Source organism: Gluconacetobacter azotocaptans (genome assembly GCF_014174355.1).
GTDB lineage: Bacteria > Pseudomonadota > Alphaproteobacteria > Acetobacterales > Acetobacteraceae > Gluconacetobacter > Gluconacetobacter azotocaptans.
Window position 1 is genome coordinate 474,456 of sequence record NZ_JABEQF010000001.1, and the last position, 17,387, is coordinate 491,842.

13 protein-coding genes are annotated in these 17,387 nt (G+C 68.5%); 7 read left to right on the forward strand and 6 right to left on the reverse strand.

Going from position 1 to position 17,387, the window contains the following annotated elements:
- Nucleotides 1-195 precede the first annotated feature (195 nt).
- Entirely contained in the window at nucleotides 196-1,092 is an 897-nt protein-coding gene (locus tag HLH34_RS02100; RefSeq protein WP_183117910.1) for a cation diffusion facilitator family transporter, read from the reverse strand.
- Between the two features lie 3 nt (nucleotides 1,093-1,095).
- A complete protein-coding gene (locus HLH34_RS02105) occupies nucleotides 1,096-2,124 on the reverse strand; it encodes a cation diffusion facilitator family transporter (RefSeq protein WP_183117911.1) in 1,029 nt (342 codons plus the stop codon).
- 184 nt (nucleotides 2,125-2,308) lie between these two features.
- Between HLH34_RS02105 and HLH34_RS02110 the strand changes: the two genes are divergently transcribed.
- Nucleotides 2,309-3,994 (forward strand): NAD(P)/FAD-dependent oxidoreductase, encoded by a 1,686-nt coding sequence (locus tag HLH34_RS02110; protein ID WP_183117912.1) that lies wholly within the window; start codon nucleotides 2,309-2,311, stop codon nucleotides 3,992-3,994.
- Nucleotides 3,995-4,006: 12 nt separating this feature from the next.
- Here HLH34_RS02110 and HLH34_RS02115 read toward each other — a convergent pair whose 3' ends face one another.
- The gene (locus HLH34_RS02115) at nucleotides 4,007-4,927 is read right to left on the reverse strand and encodes an AraC family transcriptional regulator (protein WP_183117913.1); all 921 of its coding nucleotides are present in this window, start codon (nucleotides 4,925-4,927) and stop codon (nucleotides 4,007-4,009) included.
- A 383-nt stretch (nucleotides 4,928-5,310) separates the two neighbouring features.
- Here HLH34_RS02115 and HLH34_RS02120 point away from each other — a divergent pair, with 383 nt between their 5' ends.
- The 3 genes from HLH34_RS02120 to HLH34_RS02130 are packed head-to-tail and all read left to right on the forward strand — an operon-like array spanning nucleotide 5,311 to nucleotide 11,142.
- A complete protein-coding gene (locus tag HLH34_RS02120; protein WP_183117914.1) occupies nucleotides 5,311-8,496 on the forward strand; it encodes an efflux RND transporter permease subunit in 3,186 nt (1,061 codons plus the stop codon).
- On the forward strand, nucleotides 8,489-9,658 hold the full coding sequence (locus tag HLH34_RS02125; RefSeq protein WP_183117915.1) for an efflux RND transporter periplasmic adaptor subunit: 1,170 nt from the start codon (nucleotides 8,489-8,491) through the stop codon (nucleotides 9,656-9,658). Before HLH34_RS02120 ends, HLH34_RS02125 begins: the two co-directional genes overlap by 8 nt.
- Nucleotides 9,655-11,142, forward strand: coding sequence for an efflux transporter outer membrane subunit (locus tag HLH34_RS02130; protein ID WP_183117916.1), 1,488 nt, complete (start codon nucleotides 9,655-9,657; stop codon nucleotides 11,140-11,142). Before HLH34_RS02125 ends, HLH34_RS02130 begins: the two co-directional genes overlap by 4 nt.
- 197 nt (nucleotides 11,143-11,339) lie before the next feature.
- On the opposite strand, the gene HLH34_RS02135 is transcribed toward HLH34_RS02130, so the two are convergent.
- Nucleotides 11,340-13,601 (reverse strand): primosomal protein N', encoded by a 2,262-nt coding sequence (locus HLH34_RS02135; RefSeq protein ID WP_183117917.1) that lies wholly within the window; start codon nucleotides 13,599-13,601, stop codon nucleotides 11,340-11,342.
- 74 nt (nucleotides 13,602-13,675) lie between these two features.
- Between HLH34_RS02135 and HLH34_RS02140 the strand changes: the two genes are divergently transcribed.
- The 3 genes from HLH34_RS02140 (at nucleotide 13,676) to HLH34_RS02150 (ending at nucleotide 16,579) form a co-directional block, all read left to right on the forward strand.
- Nucleotides 13,676-14,629 carry a tyrosine recombinase XerC gene (locus tag HLH34_RS02140; protein WP_183117918.1) on the forward strand — a complete coding sequence of 318 codons (954 nt, stop codon included), beginning with the start codon at nucleotides 13,676-13,678 and terminating at the stop codon, nucleotides 14,627-14,629.
- Between the two features lie 68 nt (nucleotides 14,630-14,697).
- Entirely contained in the window at nucleotides 14,698-15,639 is a 942-nt protein-coding gene (pip, locus tag HLH34_RS02145; protein ID WP_183117975.1) for a prolyl aminopeptidase, read from the forward strand.
- 103 nt (nucleotides 15,640-15,742) lie between these two features.
- Nucleotides 15,743-16,579, forward strand: a complete 837-nt coding sequence (locus HLH34_RS02150) for a retroviral-like aspartic protease family protein (RefSeq protein WP_264784532.1) — start codon at nucleotides 15,743-15,745, stop codon at nucleotides 16,577-16,579.
- A 19-nt stretch (nucleotides 16,580-16,598) separates the two neighbouring features.
- Here HLH34_RS02150 and HLH34_RS02155 read toward each other — a convergent pair whose 3' ends face one another.
- Both HLH34_RS02155 and HLH34_RS02160 read right to left on the reverse strand, forming a co-directional pair.
- The gene (locus HLH34_RS02155; protein ID WP_183117920.1) at nucleotides 16,599-17,075 is read right to left on the reverse strand and encodes a hypothetical protein; all 477 of its coding nucleotides are present in this window, start codon (nucleotides 17,073-17,075) and stop codon (nucleotides 16,599-16,601) included.
- Nucleotides 17,076-17,259: 184 nt separating this feature from the next.
- Nucleotides 17,260-17,387: ammonium transporter (locus tag HLH34_RS02160; RefSeq protein ID WP_183117921.1), on the reverse strand; the 128-nt coding region annotated here is incomplete at its 5' end.

Consider the following 17,387-nt stretch of genomic DNA (forward strand, 5'->3'; position numbering starts at 1 on the left):
CAGTTCTGTCAGGTCGGTCTTCATCATTCGGATGTGGGGCATGATGGTCCTTGCCCGCGAGGGGCAGGGTATGTGTGCGGCGGCATGTGCCCCTTTACCCCGGATCGCCGGCGCGGTTCCACAGGAACCCGTTCGCGACCCCTGTTTAGGGGTACAGGCTGTATTGTCTCACGCACGGGCACGGGTGCCGGCCCCTCAGGCCGGGATGGCGATTCCCTCGTGCTTCGCCTTGCGCTCGGGCTCGACATGGATGTGGATCAGCGCCTCGCCGATGCGCGCACGCAGTGCGGTCTCGATCCGGTCGCAGATCTCGTGGGCGGCATCGACGCTCATGCCGCCGGGGACGACCAGGTGGAATTCGACGAACGCCATGGCGCCTACGATGCGTGCGCGCAGGTCATGGGCCTCGATCGCGCCGTGGGCGTTGTCGGCGATGATGGTCCGGATGTCGGCCAGCGTGTCGGGCTCCGGGGCCTCGTCCATCAATCCGGCGATCGAGGTCCGCATCATGTCCCAGCCCACCCGCAGGACGTTCAGCGCGATCAGGCCCGCCAGCGTCGCGTCCAGCCGGACCCATCCCGTCAGCGGGATCAGCGTGAAGCCGCAGATCAGCCCCACCGTGGTCCAGACGTCGGACATGACGTGCTGCCCCGCCGCGATCAGGGTCGGCGACCGCCGCGCCCGCCCGGCCCGCAGCAGGACCAGCGCCCAGGCCAGGTTCAGCAGGCCTGCCGAACCGTTCAGCACAATGCCCAGCAGCGGCGCGCGCGGCAGGGTGGGGTGCTGCCAGTCCAGCCAGGCTTCGCGCCCGATGGCCAGCGCCGTCAGGATGACCAGCACGCCCTCGACCACCGCCGACAGATATTCGGCCTTGTAATGGCCGTAGGTGTGGTTTTCGTCCGGCGGCAGGCTGGCGACGCGCAGCGCCCACAGTCCGGCCAGGGCCGCGACGACATTGATGATCGTCTCCATAGCGTCGGAATAGAGCGCGACGCTGCCGGTCACCCGCCAGGCGGCGTATTTCAGGCCCAGCGCGACAAGGCTGACGCCCAGGCTGATCCAGGCGAGGGCGTATTTGCTGATCTGCGGCATGGATCAGACCGTATGCGCGTCGGCCAGAATGCAGCGCGCGGCGTCTGACTGGGTCTCGATCTGGAAGGTCGGATGGCCGATCCAGAAGCGTGTGCGCAACGCCTCGGTCGCGTCGCACAGCAGGGTGTCGTCGGCGGAAGGCGCGTCGGTGGGGCAGACGGTACGGACCAGATGGACGGTCAGTGCGGTCTCGGTGGTGCTGATGGGCCAGATATGCAGGTCGTGCAGGTCGGTCACCCCCGGCAGGCCGCGCAGATAGGCCTCGACCCCCTGCCGGTCGATGCGGCGGGGGACGCGGTCCAGTGCCATGTCCAGCGAATCGCGCAGCAGCGACCATGTGCCGGCGACGATGGCGGCCGACACCACCAGGCTGATGACCGGATCGACCCGCAGCCAGCCGGTATACAGGATCACCCCGCCCGCGATCACCACCGCCAGCGACATCAGCGCGTCCGCGGCCATGTGCAAAAACGCGCCCCGGACATTGAGGTCGTCGCGGCTGCCGCCGGCGAACAGCAGGGCGGTGAACCCGTTGACCAGGATGCCGATGCCCGCGACCGCCATGATGGTGCCGCCGGCGACGGGGGGCGGGGCCGTCAGGCGCAGGATCGCCTCCCACACGATGCCGCCGGTGACCAGCAGCAGCACGATGGCGTTGGCCAGCGCGGCCAGGATGGACGACCGGCGCAGGCCGTAGGTGAAATCGGCGCTGGGGGCGCGTTGCGATAGGCGCTGCGCCAGCCAGGCGGCCGCCAGAGCCAGCACGTCCGACAGGTTGTGCCCCGCGTCGGCCAGCAGCGCCAGCGCATGGGACAGCACGCCCCATGTGGCCTCGGCCGCGACATAGACCAGGTTCAGCGTGATCCCGACGGCGAAGGCTGTGCCGTAGGACGACGGGGCATGCGCGTGGTGGTGCCCGAATCCATGTCCATGGTCGTGCCCATGGCCATGCCCATCGTCATGGCTGTGGGCGTGTCCCTGATCGGCATCGTCGTGGGGATGCGTGTGGGGATGGTCATGCGCGTCGGCCATGGCGTCCTGGGTGTCTCGATGTCCGGGGAGGGGCCGCACCTCTCTAACAGAAGGCCGGGCCGCGCGGCTAGGGCCGTGGTCTTTTGTCGCGGCCGGCCGTCGTGATATGGCACGGCCGGACAGGGTGCGATCCGCGCCGTCGCCGCCCCCGCCCGCCACCCCAACCGAGATGAATCCGGCTGCCATGCTCAGACTGACCGAACTCAGGCTTCCCCTCGACCATGCGCCGGATGCGCTGGCGGCGGAGATCGTGCGGCGGCTGGGCATTCCGGCCACGGATCTGCTGGACCATACGGTGTTCCGCCGGGGCTACGACGCGCGGCGGCGCGGGGCGGTTGTGCTGGTCTATACCGTCGATTGCATGGTGCGCGACCAGGACGCGGTGCTGGCGCGGCTGGCGGACGATCGCCATGTCGGCCTGGCGCCGGATACGGCCTATCGCTTCGTGGTGGATGACGGCGCGGCCCTGGCGGCGCGCGAGGGCTACCGGCGGCCGGTTGTCATCGGGGCCGGGCCGTGCGGGCTGCTGGCGGGGCTGCTGCTGGCGCAGATGGGGCTGCGGCCGCTGATCCTGGAACGCGGCAAGATCGTGCGGGAACGCACCGTCGATACATTCGCGCTGTGGCGCAAATCGGTGCTGACGCCGGAAAGCAACGTCCAGTTCGGCGAGGGCGGGGCGGGGACGTTCTCGGACGGCAAGCTCTACAGCCAGGTCAGCGATCCGCGCCATTACGGGCGCAAGGTCCTGGCGGAATTTGTCCGCGCCGGCGCGCCCGAGGAAATCCTGTACCTGTCCAAGCCGCATATCGGCACGTTCCGCCTGGTTTCGATGGTCGAGCATATCCGTGCCGAGATCGAGGCGCTGGGCGGCGAATACCGCTTCGGCACCCGGGTCGAGGAGATCCTGATCGCCCGCGACGCTGCCGGCGCCCGGCGGGTGGAGGGGGTGCGCCTGTCCGGCGGCGGCACCGTTTCGACCGGTCATATCGTCCTGGCCATCGGTCACAGCGCCCGCGATACGTTCGCCATGCTGCGCGACGCGGGGGTCGAGATGCGGGCGAAACCCTTTTCCATCGGCGTGCGCATCGAACATCCGCAGTCGGTCATCGACATGGCCCGCTTCGGCACGCAGGCGGCCACTCCGCTGCTGGGGGCGGCGGATTACCGGCTGGTGCATCATGCCGCCAACGGGCGCGCGGTCTATTCCTTCTGCATGTGTCCGGGCGGCACCGTCGTCGCCGCCACGTCCGAGGAAGGCCGCGTCGTCACCAACGGCATGAGCCAGTATTCGCGGGCCGAACGCAACGCCAATGCCGGTATCGTCGTGGGTGTTGCGCCGGGCGTCGATTATCCCGACGACCCGCTGGCCGGCATCGCCTTCCAGCGCCATTGGGAACGCCAGGCCTATCTTGCGGGCGGCGGCGGCTATCGCGCACCGGCGCAGCGCGTCGGCGACTTCCTGGCCGGCCGCCCGTCGACCCATCTGGGTACGGTGGAACCGTCCTATCGCCCCGGCGTGACGCCGACCGACCTTGCCGCGTGCCTGCCGGACTATGTGGTGGCGGCCATGCGCGAAGCCCTGCCGATGTTCGAACGGCGGCTGCGCGGGTTCTCGATGGACGACGCGGTGATGACCGGGGTGGAAACCCGCACGTCCTCCCCCCTGCGCATCCCGCGCGGTCCGGACGGCCAGAGCGTGAATACCGCCGGCCTGTATCCGGCGGGCGAGGGCGCGGGCTATGCCGGCGGTATCCTGTCGGCCGGGATCGACGGCATCCGCGTGGCCGAGGCCGTGGCCCTGACGATGGCCGGCCGCCCGGTGGACGGGCTGATCCGCGAAACGATGACCCACACCGCCGCCGCGCAGTAGCGGTCCGGCGGGTCAAACGGATTCGGTCATCATCCTGCTGCCGACGGCGGGTGCTATGCGGATCGCGCTGACATCGCGGACCGGCGGCTTGCCGAACATGCGCCGATATTCGCGGCTGAACTGCGACGGGCTGTCATATCCCACGGAAAAGCCCACTTCCGCGGCATCGGCGCCTTCGGTCATCAGGCGTTTCCGGGCTTCCTGCAGCCTCAGCCGCGTCCGATACTGCAAAGGGCTCATCATGGTGGCGGCCCGGAAATGGCGATGGAACGACGACGGGCTCATGCCGGCGATCCGGGCGACCGTCGCGATGTCGAACTGTTCCGTGAAATGGCGCCTGATCCAGCTGATGGCGCTGTTGATCTGCGACAGGTTGCTTTCGGCCGATGCGATCTGCCGCAGGACGTCGCCCTGATCGCCCTGCAGAAGCCTGTAAAGCAGTTCGCGTACGATCATGGGCGCCAGGATCGGAATGTCCTGCGGGGTATCAAGCAGGCCGACCAGTCGCGCGGCAGGGTCGAGGATCTTCTGCGTCAGGGGACTGACGCTCAGGCACATGCGGCAGAGCTGACCGTGGTCGGTCCGCTCGGCGTGCATCTCCAGCAGCAGCGAGGCGATCTGGGCCGGGTCGATGGACAGGCAGAGCGCCAGATAGGGCTCTTCGGGCGTCGCCTTCACGACCTGGCCGGTGACCGGAAGATCCACGGTGGCGATCAGATAGTTGCTGGCGTCGTAATCGAAGATCCTGTCGCACAGCATGACCTGCTTGCTGCCCTGGACGATCATGCAGAAGCGCGGTTCGTATACGCAATCGACCGGCGTGGTCGGCGCATCCGCGCGAAAGAAGACCAGGCCGGGAATGGCGGTCCGCACACTGGCGTCGGGGCAGTGACGGGCGATCATATCGCGCAGAACGGTCAATGGTTCAGGCATCTGATCCTCCCTGCCCAAGATCCATTCCTGACTAACGCAGATGGAAGCCATTGGCCAACGCAACCCGACGACGCGATCGGATCATGCAATAAACTGGGCGGATCGTGCTATCTCTTGCGCCAATTCAGGCTATGGGTGCGGTGATCAGGCATTTCGATGTCCGTGACATGATCGGATCATGCAATAAAGAGGCAGTATCGCTCTATCGACCTCAGCCTTCCGTGTTGCATGATCCTGCCAACGAAAGCAGTCGGGCTGCGATTTTCTTTCGACGGCATAACGTCGCGACGGGTCGTGCGCCCGATAGCAGCGGATCGCGATGCGTCCCGGATCGCACCGGCGAGACGCCCGCGTGCGTCCGCGCCTCATGAAAAGAGAGATTTATGGGAATAGTAGGTTTCGCGCTGCGACGACCTTATACCTTTCTGGTCGGTGGTGTCCTGATCCTGTTGCTTGGTGTGACAGCGATTTTCAGGACACCCACGGATGTGTTTCCGTCCATCGACATCCCGGTGGTGACGGTCGTCTGGTACTATGACGGCCTGGATGCGGCCGAGACGGAAAAACGTATTAGTACATACACGGAATTTTCCGAAAGCTTCTTCGTCAACAATCTCCGCACGATCGAAAGCCAGACCACGCCAGGGCTGGTCCTGCAGAAGCTGTATTTCCAGCCCGGCGTGAATGTCGACCTGGCAATGGCGCAGACGGTTTCGGCCACGAATTCCATTCGCGCCTTCCTGCCGCCCGGCGTCCAGCCGCCGATCATCATGCAGTACAGCGCCTCCAGCGTGCCGGTGCTTCAATTGTCGCTGTCGTCGGACAAGCTGACCGAAAGCGATCTGTACGATTACGGCATCTATCGTGTGCGCCAGCAGCTTGCGCCGATCCCCGGCACGATGCTGCCCCCGCCCTATGGCGGCAAGATCCGGCAGGTCATGGTCGATATCGACCCGGCCAAGCTGGCCGGCACGGGGCTGACGCCGCTGGATGTATCGAATGCGATCAACGTGCAGAATCTGACCCTGCCGGGCGGCACGGTGAAGTTCGGCCCCACGCAGTACGACATGCGGATGAACGGGATGCCGGACGTGGCGGCCCGCCTGAATGACGTGCCGCTGAAGCGCGATGCGAAAACCGGCGCGATCCTGCGCATCGGGGACGTGGCGCAGGTGCGCGACGGCACCGCCGTGCAGCAGAATGTCGTGCGGCGGGAAGGGCAGCGTTCGGTTCTGCTGTCGATCATGAAGGCCGGAAATGCGTCGACGCTGGATGTGGTGAATGCGATCCGCAACACGGTGCTGCCGATCACGCGCGCCTCCGCGCCACCGGGCATGAAGATAGACGAATTGTTCGACCAGTCGGTGTTCGTCAAGGCGGCCATTACCGGGGTGGCGTCCGAAGCCGTGATCGCGGGGCTGCTGACGGCGGCCATGATCCTGGCCTTCCTGGCAAGCTGGCGTTCCACGCTGATCGTGGCGGTGTCGATCCCGCTTGCTATTCTGTCCTCGATCGCCGTTCTGGCCGCGACCGGCGAGACGCTGAACCTGATGACGCTTGGTGGGCTGGCGCTGGCTGTCGGTATCCTGGTGGATGACGCCACGGTGACGATCGAGAATATCCATCGCCTGCGTCACGAAGGTGCGGAACTGCGCCTGGCGGTGCTGGACGGCGCGGCCGGCATCGCGCTGCCCACCCTGGTGTCGACGCTGGCGATTTCCAGCGTGTTCGTCTCGGTCGAATTCCTGGTCGGACCGTCGCGCTTCCTCTTCACGCCGATGGCGCTGGCGGTGGTCTACGCCATGCTCGCCTCCTACGCGATCAGCCGTACCCTGGTGCCGATCTTCGCCGCCCTCCTGCTGCGGTCCGAGGAGCGGGAGGCCGAGCGGCGGCGCGCGGCCAATGTGCCGCCCGGCCGGATCGAACGCTTCGGCGCCTGGTTCGATCACGGGTTCGAGCGCCTGCGCGCCGGATATATCCGCACCCTGGGCGGCCTGCTGGCCAGTGCGTGGAAGGTGCCGGCCCTGGCGCTCGGCGTCGTCGTCGTGGCGGTGGGGATTTCCACCCAGGTCGGCCAGGATTTCTTTCCCAACATCGACGCGGGCGAGTTCAAGCTGCATGTCCGCGCGCCGGCCGGGACGCGGATCGAAACGACGGAAAAGCTGTTCGATCAGGTCGAGGACACGATCCGCGCGGTCGTACCCGAGGGCGAGCGGCAGCTCGTGCTCGACAATATCGGCATTCCGTTCCGCTACAGCATGCCGTTCGATGACGGCACCACGATCGGTCCGAATGACGGCCAGATCATGGTCGCCCTGAAGGAACATCACCACCCGACCGCGGACTATATCCGCACGTTGCGCACGGTGCTGGCCCAGCGTTTTCCGGAATCCGTGTTCTATTTCCAGCCGGCCGACATCGTGACCCAGATCCTGAATTTCGGCCTGCCCGCACAGGTCGATATCCGCATCGCGGGGTACGACGCCCCGACCGATCGCAAGGTGATGCGGGAAATCCTGCAGGAGGTCGCACGTATCCCGGGCCTGACGGACGTGCATCTGCACCAGCAGATCGAGGCGCCGGAACTGGCGATCACCATCGACCGGGTGCGCGCGCAGGACCTGGGGCTGACGCTGAACGACGTGGCGCGCAACGTCATGGTCTCGCTGGCGTCGTCGAATACCGTGACGCCGAATTTCTGGGTCGATCCCAATACCGGCATCCAGTACCCGCTGGCGGTGCAGACGCCGCAATACCGGCTGAACGACCTGGGCGACCTGCGCAATACGGTCGTCGCGGCCGACAGGGGGCTGGACCGCACGCCGGCGCTGCTGAACAACGTCGCGACCATCACGCGCGGCATGGCCCAGAACGTGATCACCCACAGCAACATCCAGCCGACGCTCGATATCGACGCCAGCGCCGAGGGGCGTGACCTGGGTAGCATCGCGCGGGACATCGACCGCGTGATCGCCCGACATCGCGGCGAACTGTCGCCCGGCAATGCGATAGAGGTGCATGGCCAGATCGAGAGCATGCGCTCGGCCTTCGCGCGTCTGGGCGTGGGGCTGATGGTCGCGGCGATCGCGGTCTACCTGCTCATGGCGGTGAATTTCCAGTCCTTCATGGACCCGTTCGTCGTCGTGCTGGGCCTGCCGGGCGCCATGTGCGGCATCGTGTTCATGCTGTTCGTGACCGGCACGACTTTTTCCGTGCCGTCGCTGATGGGCGCGATCATGAGCGTGGGCGTAGCCAGCGCCAATTCGATCCTGCTTGTCACCTTCGCCAAGGAACGTCGCGCGGACGGGCTTACGGCCGCCGAGGCGGCGCTGGCCGCCGGGCAGGCGCGGCTGCGTCCGATCCTGATGACGTCGCTGGCCATGGTCATCGGCATGCTGCCGATGTCGCTGGGGCTGGGCGACGGCGGCGAACAGAACGCGCCGCTGGGGCGCGCGGTGATCGGCGGACTGATGATGGGAACCTGCGCCACGCTGTTCGTGGTGCCCTGGCTCTATAGCCGCCTGCGCAGGCGCGAGAGCCGTATTCTGGAGGAGTATAGCGATGTCTGAGCCTGTTTCCGCGCCGGTGAAACGGCCCGTGACGGAGCGCCGGACAGGCGCGTTGATCGGCCTGGGGCTGGTCGCGGCCCTGGGCTATGGGGTCTATGCCCATGTCGCGCGCGGGGTGGCTGTGCGGGCGCTCGCGATGCAACGGCAGACGCTGGTTCCCGCAGTGCGGACGATGCAGGCGCGGGTCGAGACCGACCCCGCGCTGCTGGACCTGCCGGGCGAGACGGCGCCGCTGGAGACGGCTGCGATCGGCGCGCGCGCGTCCGGCTATATCGAACGGCGCTTCGTGGATATCGGCACGCCGGTGAAGGCGGGGCAGGTGCTGGCGGTCATTCGCGCGCCGGAACTGGACCAGCAGGTGGCGCACGCCCAGGCCGTGCTGGGGCAGGCACGGGCCGATCTCGATCTGGCGCGTGTGACGGCGCGGCGTTCGGGCGGCCTGGTCGGCGGCGGCGCGGTCAGCAAGCAGAATTTCGACACCGACCGCATCATGCAACAAGCCCGCGTGGCCGAACAGGACGCAGCGCATGCCGCCTGGGCCGAGATCGCGCAACGCCAGGCCTATACAAGCGTGACAGCGCCGTTCGACGGGGTGGTGACGGCCCGCACGATCGAGGCCGGCGACCTGGTGAGTGCCGACAGCATGGGCGCGCAGCCCCTGTTCGTCGTGGCGCGCACCGACCGCCTGCGCGTGCGCGTGCACGTGCCGCAGGAGGAAGCGCGCGACGTCGCGGTCGGCACGTCGGCGGTTGTCCGCGTGCCCGAGCGCCCGGGGCAGACATTCGCCGGCACTGTCGCGCGGACGGGCCATGCGCTGGAACGCGACAGCCGGATGCTGCCGGTCGAGATCGAACTCGACAATCGCGACGGCCGGCTGGCGGCGGGCCTGTATACGACCATCCATTTCGCGTTGCCGCGCGACACCCGCACCATCCTGATCCCGGCCGAGGCGCTGCTGTACGAGGCCGACGGCCTGTCCGTCGCGACCGTTGACGGGGACAATCGCATTCGCATGCACAAGGTGACGGTCGGGCGGGATTACGGCGACCGCATCGAAATTCAGGACGGGCTGCCGGATGGAAGCCAGCTTGTGATCCATCCGCCGTCGGCGTTGTACGACGGCAGCCTGGTCGCGCCCCGGCCGGACGCGAAGGGAGCATGAGCGTGCGCGCGGATATCTTCGGCCGCCACGCCGTGGCGGCCGCCATGGCCCTGGTCCTGTCGGGCTGTACCATGATTCCCGATTATCATCGTCCGGCGGCCCCGGTGGCGGCGGCATGGCCGAAAGGTGCCGCCTACGGCGCCGATGCGGCCGAAGCCGCAACGGGAATGCAGGACTGGATGCTATTCTATCGCGACCCGGTCATGCGGACGCTGATCGGCATGGCGCTGGACAACAACCGCGACCTGCGGATCGCCCAGCACCAGGCCGAGGCCGCCAGCGCCCAGTTCGACATTGAAAACGCGGCGCTGTTCCCGACCCTGAACGGCACGGCGGGCGCCAACATCCAGAAGCAGTATTCCCGGATCTGGAGCCTGTCGCAGAGTTCCGGCCCGTTCTACATGCGCCAGTATGCGGTGGGATTTGGCATTTCGGCCTATGAAGTCGACCTGTGGGGGCGCATTCGCAGCGCATCGCAGGCGGCGTTCGATCGCTACATGGCGAACGCCCTGTCGCGCGAGAGCATGCGCATCAGCGTGATCGCGGGCGTCGCCTCGGCCATGCTGGCCTGGACGGCCGACAATCAGGCGCTGCTGGTCACGCAGGACGTGCTGGACAATCGCCGGCGCACCTATGCGCTGGTGCGGCAGACGGCGCAGGTCGGAACCGGCACCCAGCTTGACGTGGCGCAGGCGGAATCCGACCTGCATGATGCCGAGACCAACCTGCAGATCTACACCCGCCAGCGGGCCGAGGCCCTGAACCAGTTGGAGCTTCTGGTCGGCGCGCCGCTGCCGTCCGAAACGATGCAGGCGCTGTCGGCCAAGACGTCTCTTGCCGCTGTCGAAGGATTTCCCGACGTGCCGCCCGGCCTGCCGTCGGACATGATCGCGCGGCGGCCGGACATTCTGTCGGCCGAGGACGCGCTGCGGGCCGCCAATGACGATATCGGCGCCGCCCGGGCCGAATTCTTTCCCAAGATCCAGATCACCGCGGCGAACGGCACGGCCAGCAACAACATCACCCGCCTTTTTCAAAGTGGCATGGGGGCCTGGAACGTGGCGCCGCAGATCACGCTGCCGCTGTTCGATGCCGGACGGCTGACGGCCGAACTGAAGATGGCGCGGGCGCGTAAGAAGGAGGAAATTGCCCGATATGAAAAGACAATCCAGACCGCGTTCAAGGAGGTCGCGGACGCGCTGGCGGGACGCGGCACCTATCTCGGCCAGCTTGCGGCGCAGCAGGCGCTGATCGCGTCCAGCACGCGGCAATATCGTCTCGCCCTGGCCCGCTTCCAGGCGGGATACGACCCGTACCTGCAGACATTGGTGGCGCAACGGACCCTGTATGCGGCGCAGTTGGGCGGCATCACCACCCGGCTGCAAGCCATGTCGAACAGTGTCACACTCTACAAGGCGCTGGGTGGCGGCTGGGCCGAGGCGGTCCCACCCCGGAAATCCCCGGCGATCGACCATATTCTTTGAGGTCAGCACACGCAGATTCTGAAGGCCGGCCCCTGAGAGCCTGACCGGAAATGCACGCTGGCGGCGATCCGACGCGCGTTTTCTGTGCTCCGATGCTCACGGCCATCAAGGCCGCTCCGCTTCGGTGCTCGAAAACACACGCCGGGCGCGGCCCTTGCGGGTCTCTCGCTCGCCAGCCCACATTTCCGGTCAGGCTCTCAGAGAAATGATACCGGGTCGATATCCACGTCGATCCGGGCCCCGCGTTCGGGTTTGACCAGCGACAGCCAGTGACGCAGCAGCGGCTGCACCGCGACGTCGCGTCGCGTGCGCAGCAGCAGGCGCCGGCGGTGGCGGCCGCGCAGGATGGCCAGGGGGGCGGGGGCTGGGCCCAGCACCTGCAACCCCTCGCCATGCGGCGCTGCGTGGCCCAGCGCACGGGCGGTGGCGTCGGCGGCGTCGGGGGTGTCGGCGCTGACGATCAGCGCGGCCAGGCGTCCGAAGGGGGGCCAGAAGCCGGGCCGGCGCTGTTCGGCCTCCTGCCGCATGAAGGCTTCGAAATCGCCCGAAACCAGGGCCTGCATCACCGGGTGGTCGGGCGTGTAGCTTTGCAGCAGGACCTGCCCCGGCGCCTCGGCGCGGCCGGCGCGGCCGGCGACTTGGTGCAGCAGCTGCACCGTCCGTTCTGCCGCCCGCAGGTCGCCGCCGCCCAGCCCCAGGTCTGCGTCGACCACGCCCACCAGCGTCAGGTGCGGGAAATGCCAGCCTTTGGCGACGATCTGCGTGCCGATCACCAGGTCGATTTCGCGGCGCGCGATCCGGGCCACGGCGTCGGCGGTGGCGGCGGGGCCGGGCAGGGTGTCGCTGGCCATCACCTGAATCCGCAGGTCCGGAAAGGTGGCGCGGGCTTCCTCGGTGATGCGTTCCACCCCCGGCCCGATCGGCGTCAGGCTGGCCTCGGCATTGCACCGCGGGCAGGCCGGGGGCACCGGTTCCTGATAGCCGCAATGATGGCAGGTCAGGATCTGGCGCACGCGATGTTCCACCAGCCACGCGGTGCAGTTGGGGCATTGCATGCGGTGCCCGCAGGTGCGGCACAGCGTCAGCGGCGCATAGCCCCGGCGGTTGAGGAACAGCATCGCCTGTTCGCCGCGCCCCGTCGCCGCCGTGATCGCTTCCGTCAGCACCGGCGACAGGAACAGCCCGCGTTCGGGCGGATGGGCGCGCATGTCGATGGTGCGCACCTCGGGCATCGTCGCCCCGCCATGCCGCGCCGTCAGGACCAGATGGCGGTACCGGCCAGCGCCGACATTGGCCAGAGTCTCCAGGCTGGGGGTCGCGGACACCAGCACCACCGGCGCGCCGGCCACGCGGGCACGCACCACCGCCATGTCGCGGGCGTGGTAGGTGACGCCGTCTTCCTGCTTGAAGGCGGTCTCATGCTCCTCGTCCACGATGATCAGGCCGAGGTCGGGGAACGGCAGGAACAGCGCCGACCGCGCGCCAACCACGACCGGGGCTTCGCCGTCCGCCACCGCGCGCCAGGTGATGCGGCGCAGGCGCGGCCCCAGGTCGGAATGCCACAGCGCCGGCTCGGCGCCGAAGCGGCGGGCGAAACGGCCGGTCCATTGCGACGACAGCGCGATTTCCGGCAGCAGCACCAGCGCCTGCCGCCCCCGGGCGAGGCAGGCGGCAATGGCTTCCATGTAGATCTCGGTCTTGCCGGATCCGGTGACGCCTTCCAGCAATGTCACCGAGAATCCGCCCCGGGTCGCCAGGTCGCGCAGGCTGTGCGCGGCGTCGGCCTGCTGCCCGGTCAGGACCGGCGGCCCGTGGTCCGGGTCGGGCAGGGCGAAGGCCGCGGGGGCCGCCATCGGGGTGTGGCGCAAGGCCCCGGCATCGGCCAGTCCGCGCACGACGCCGACGCCCACCCCGGCGCGGCGGGCTATTTCGGCCGCCGTCAGGGGGCCGTGGGCCGATACGATCTCCAGCACTTTCCGCCGGGTGGGCGTTTCGCGCAGGTCGGGCGGCAGCGGGTCGGCGACCGTCCACCCCAGAACGGGGGCCGTGGGGGTTGTCGCCGTGGTGCGCAGCGCCATCGCCAGCACCATCCCGGGCGGCGACAGCGTATAGGCCGCGACCCAGTCGACGAAGCGGCGCAGGCCGTCGGGCAGCGGCGGCAGGTCCAGCAGGGCGGTGACGGGCTTCAGCCGTCCATCCGCCACCGCCGGCATCGGGGGCGGGGCGAATTCGGGTGGCAGGATGCTGTCATTATCCCAGACCACGCCGGTTTCCGTCCGCCGCCCCAGCGGCACGGCCACGATGGCACCGGGGCGCAGGCCCGCGTCGGCCAGGCTGTCCGGCACGGCGTAGTCGAACGGGCCGGGGAAGGGCAGCGGCAGCAGGACGCGCACGCGGGGCCGGGTCGTCTTTCCCGGCTTTCGCGTCGGGTCGCGTTTGTCTAGACTCGCATGCGCCATGCCGTTTTCTATCGCCCCCGGTGCCGCGTGTCTTGCCTGCCGTCGCGGAACAGCGTGATGCGGGGACGCATGCCATGACCGGGGCCGAAGCATGCGAGGCCTTTCTGGCATGGCTGCGGGACGAGCGGCGGGCATCGCCTTTGACGATCGAAGCCTATCGGGGCGATCTGGTCCGGTTTCTGGATTTCATCGGCGGCCATGTCGGCGGCGAGGTCGATCTGGCGATGCTGGACCGCCTGTCGCTGGCGGACCTGCGCGCGTGGCTGGCGTTCGAACATGCCGCATCGCTGCAACCCCGTCGCGATGGCCGTGTCAGCACGCAGGATCGTGCCGCCCGCACCCGGGCGCGGCGGGTGTCGGCCATGCGGTCGTTCTTTCGCTATCTGGCGCGCCGGCATGGCGGCACCAACCCCGCGCCGCGCCTGCTGGCCGCCCCGCGTGCGAAGGCCACTCTGCCACGCCCCCTGACCCGCGACCAGGCGCTGGAGGTCCCGCAGGGGGTGGGCGATCTGGCGGTGACGCCGCTGGCGCGCGTGCGCGACGGGGCTTTGTTTCTGCTGCTGTACGGCTGCGGCCTGCGCATCTCCGAAGCCCTGGGTCTGGATATCCGCGACCTGGATCACGCGCTGGCCGGCGGGGGCACGCTGCGGATCCGTGGCAAGGGCGGGCGGGAACGGCTGGTGCCGGTCCTGCCGGCGGTGCGGGCCGCCCTGCTGGACTGGCGGGCGCGGCATCCCGCGCCGCTGCCCGAGGCGCCGCTGTTTCCCGGCGTGCGCGGCGGGCGGCTGCAACCCGCCGTGGCGCAGCGGGCGATGCGAACGTGGCGGCACATGGCCGGCCTGCCGGACCACGCGACGCCGCATGCGCTGCGCCACTCCTTCGCCACGCACCTGATGACAGGCGGGGCGGATCTGCGGACCATCCAGGACCTGCTGGGTCATGCCAGCCTATCGACGACCCAGCGCTATACCCTGGCGGACGAGGCGCAGTTGATGGAAGTCTGGACCCGTGCGCATCCTCGCGCCTGAGAGGCTGGTTTAAAATTCGCCTCTGACATGACGAAGGATCGAAGACCGTGACGACCGCATCCCCGCGCATGCCTTACCCGCCCATCGAACCCTATGACCGGGGGCACCTGGAGACTGGCGACGGCCATACCCTCTATTGGGAACTGTGCGGCAACCCCGACGGCATTCCCGTGGTGTTCCTGCATGGCGGCCCCGGCGGCGGGTGCAGCCCGATGCAGCGGCGTCTGTTCGACCCCGCCCGCTATCGCGTCCTGCTGTTCGATCAGCGCGGCTGCGGCAGGTCGGCCCCGCATGCCGACCTGCGCAACAACACCACCTGGCATCTGGTCGAGGATATCGAACGGCTGCGCCGCCTGATCGGGGTGGCCTGCTGGCAGGTGTTCGGCGGGTCATGGGGGTCGACGCTGGCGCTGGCCTATGCCCAGACCCATCCCGAGCGGGTCACGGCGCTGGTCCTGCGCGGTATCTTCACGCTGCGGCGGGCGGAATTGCAATGGTACTATCAGGAGGGCGCCTCCTGGCTGTTCCCCGACAAGTGGGAGGCATTCCTGGCGCCGATCCCGCCGGACGAGCGCGGCGACCTGATCGCCGCCTATCGCCGCCGCCTGACCAGCGACGACCCCGCGATCCGCACCCAGGCCGCGATCGCCTGGAGCCTGTGGGAAGGCGAGACCCTGACCCTGCGCCCCGCGCCGGCCCTGTCGGCCCAGCATGCCGACCCCGACTATGCGCTGGCCTTCGCGCGGATCGAGAATCATTATTTCGTCCATGGCGGCTGGCTGGAAGAAGGCCAGTTGATCCGCGACGTCGATCGCATCCGTCACATCCCGGCGGTGATCGTGCAGGGACGCTATGACCTGGCGACGCCCGTACGCACGGCATGGGACCTGCATCGCGCATGGCCCGAGGCCGCGTTCCACCTTGTGGACGACGCCGGGCACGCGGTGTCCGAACCGGGGATTCTGGATGCGTTGCTCGACGCCACCGACCGGTTTGCCCGCGCATCCTGAGGGTCGGCCGGTCCGGGCCCTGCTATCGGTTCTCGGCCTGTCGGTTCTGGCCCTGGCGTGGGGGGGCGCCGGGCCGGCGCGGGCCCAGGACGGGGCCTGCGAGGTGACCCGCATCGCGCGGGTGCCGCTGCGCGATGACGGGGGGTATCTGACGATTCCGGTCTCGATCGCGGGGCAGGCGGTCAGCATGCTGGTCGATACCGGGTCGGAAGGCGGCCTGGTGAATGACGGGGCGGTGCGCGCCCTGCGCCTGGCGATCGATCCCGACCGGCGGACCATCATGCATGGAACCGGCGGCCTGGCGGGCGTGGTGCCGAACGTCATCGTGCCCGACATGCGGATCGGCGGCGTACGGTTCGGGGATGTGTCGCTGCCCGTCGGCGACCTGCCGGGGCAGCCGATGCTGCATCCGCCGGTCGCCGGCCTGCTGGGCGGCGACGTGCTGGCGCGCTTCGACCTGGAACTCGACGTCGCGGGCGGATGGCTGTCGCTCTGGCGGGTGGAGACGGGGTCGCTGGCCTGCAAGGGGCCGCCGGGCTGGCGGGGGGAGTATGATACCATCCCCCTGCGGCGCGACGGGCATCGGGTGACGATCGAGGCCGAACTGGATGGCGTGCCCATGGTCGCCCTGGTCGATAGCGGGGCGCGCTCGCGCATTGTCTCCGCCGCCATGGCCGAACGGGTCGGGGTCGGTCCCGATCGTCTGGCGATAGATCCCGGAGGGGAAAACAGCGGTGTGGATGGGCGGGCGATCGCCTATCGCTGGCACCGGTTCGCCAGCCTGCGCATCGGGCGGGAGGTGGATCGGGCGCCGGTCCTGACGGTCGCGCCGCTGCACGACCGTGCGGATATGCTGCTGGGCGCGGACTGGTTCGCCGGGCACGCCGTCTGGATTTCGTACGCGACCGGCCGGATGTTCGTCCGCCGGTCGTCGCACTGAAACGCGGCGCGTCCGGTCGTCAGCCCTTCAGGTGGGCGTTGCAGACGCTGTAGTAGCCGCCGCCTTTCTGGATCCACTTCAGGCCGCCGTTGCTGTTGGTCGCCTTGTTGGCTTTGTACTGGTCGACGCAGGTATGCATGCGGGCCTTGCCGGCGCTTTCTGAGGCATATTTCGGCGACACGGCGCTCGGCAGGACCGCGTTGCCCGCGGCGACGGGGGCCGGTGCTGCCGGAGCGGGCGCGGCCGCCGGTGCCGTGGCGGGGGTGGCTGCCGGTGCGGCTGAGGTCGAACTCGCGGCAGCTGGCGTCGCGCACTGCGTCGCCTTGAACTGGGTATAGGGCTGGCCCTGAATCGTGCCGGCCTTCCGGGCGGCATTGAATTTCTGGTAGCACGCCTGCGCCGCGCTGACCGCGTGGGCATGATCGGGCACGAGCGAGAGGGCCGGGGCAGTCAGAAGCAGGGCGAACGCGAGGCGGCCGCGAAGAGCAATAGCCATGAGGAAGGCAACCCTTTCCGGTTTCGGGCCGGAGTCGCGGGACACCACGCGCCGCGAACCGGTCTGTCAGGACAGGAATTCATAACAGTTTGACATCAACGCGGAAAGAAAAAGGCCGGCCGGGAGGCGTGCTCCCGGCCGGCCTGGTTCCGCTGCCCAGGGGGGGATGCCCCTGGACGATCGGTCAGTTGATGCGTTCGCCGTGCAGGACCATGTCGAGGCCTTCGACCTCCTGGTCCTGGGTGACGCGCAGGCCGATGGTCAGGTCGACGATCTTGAGCAGGACGAAGGTGGCGAGGGCGCACCAGACGA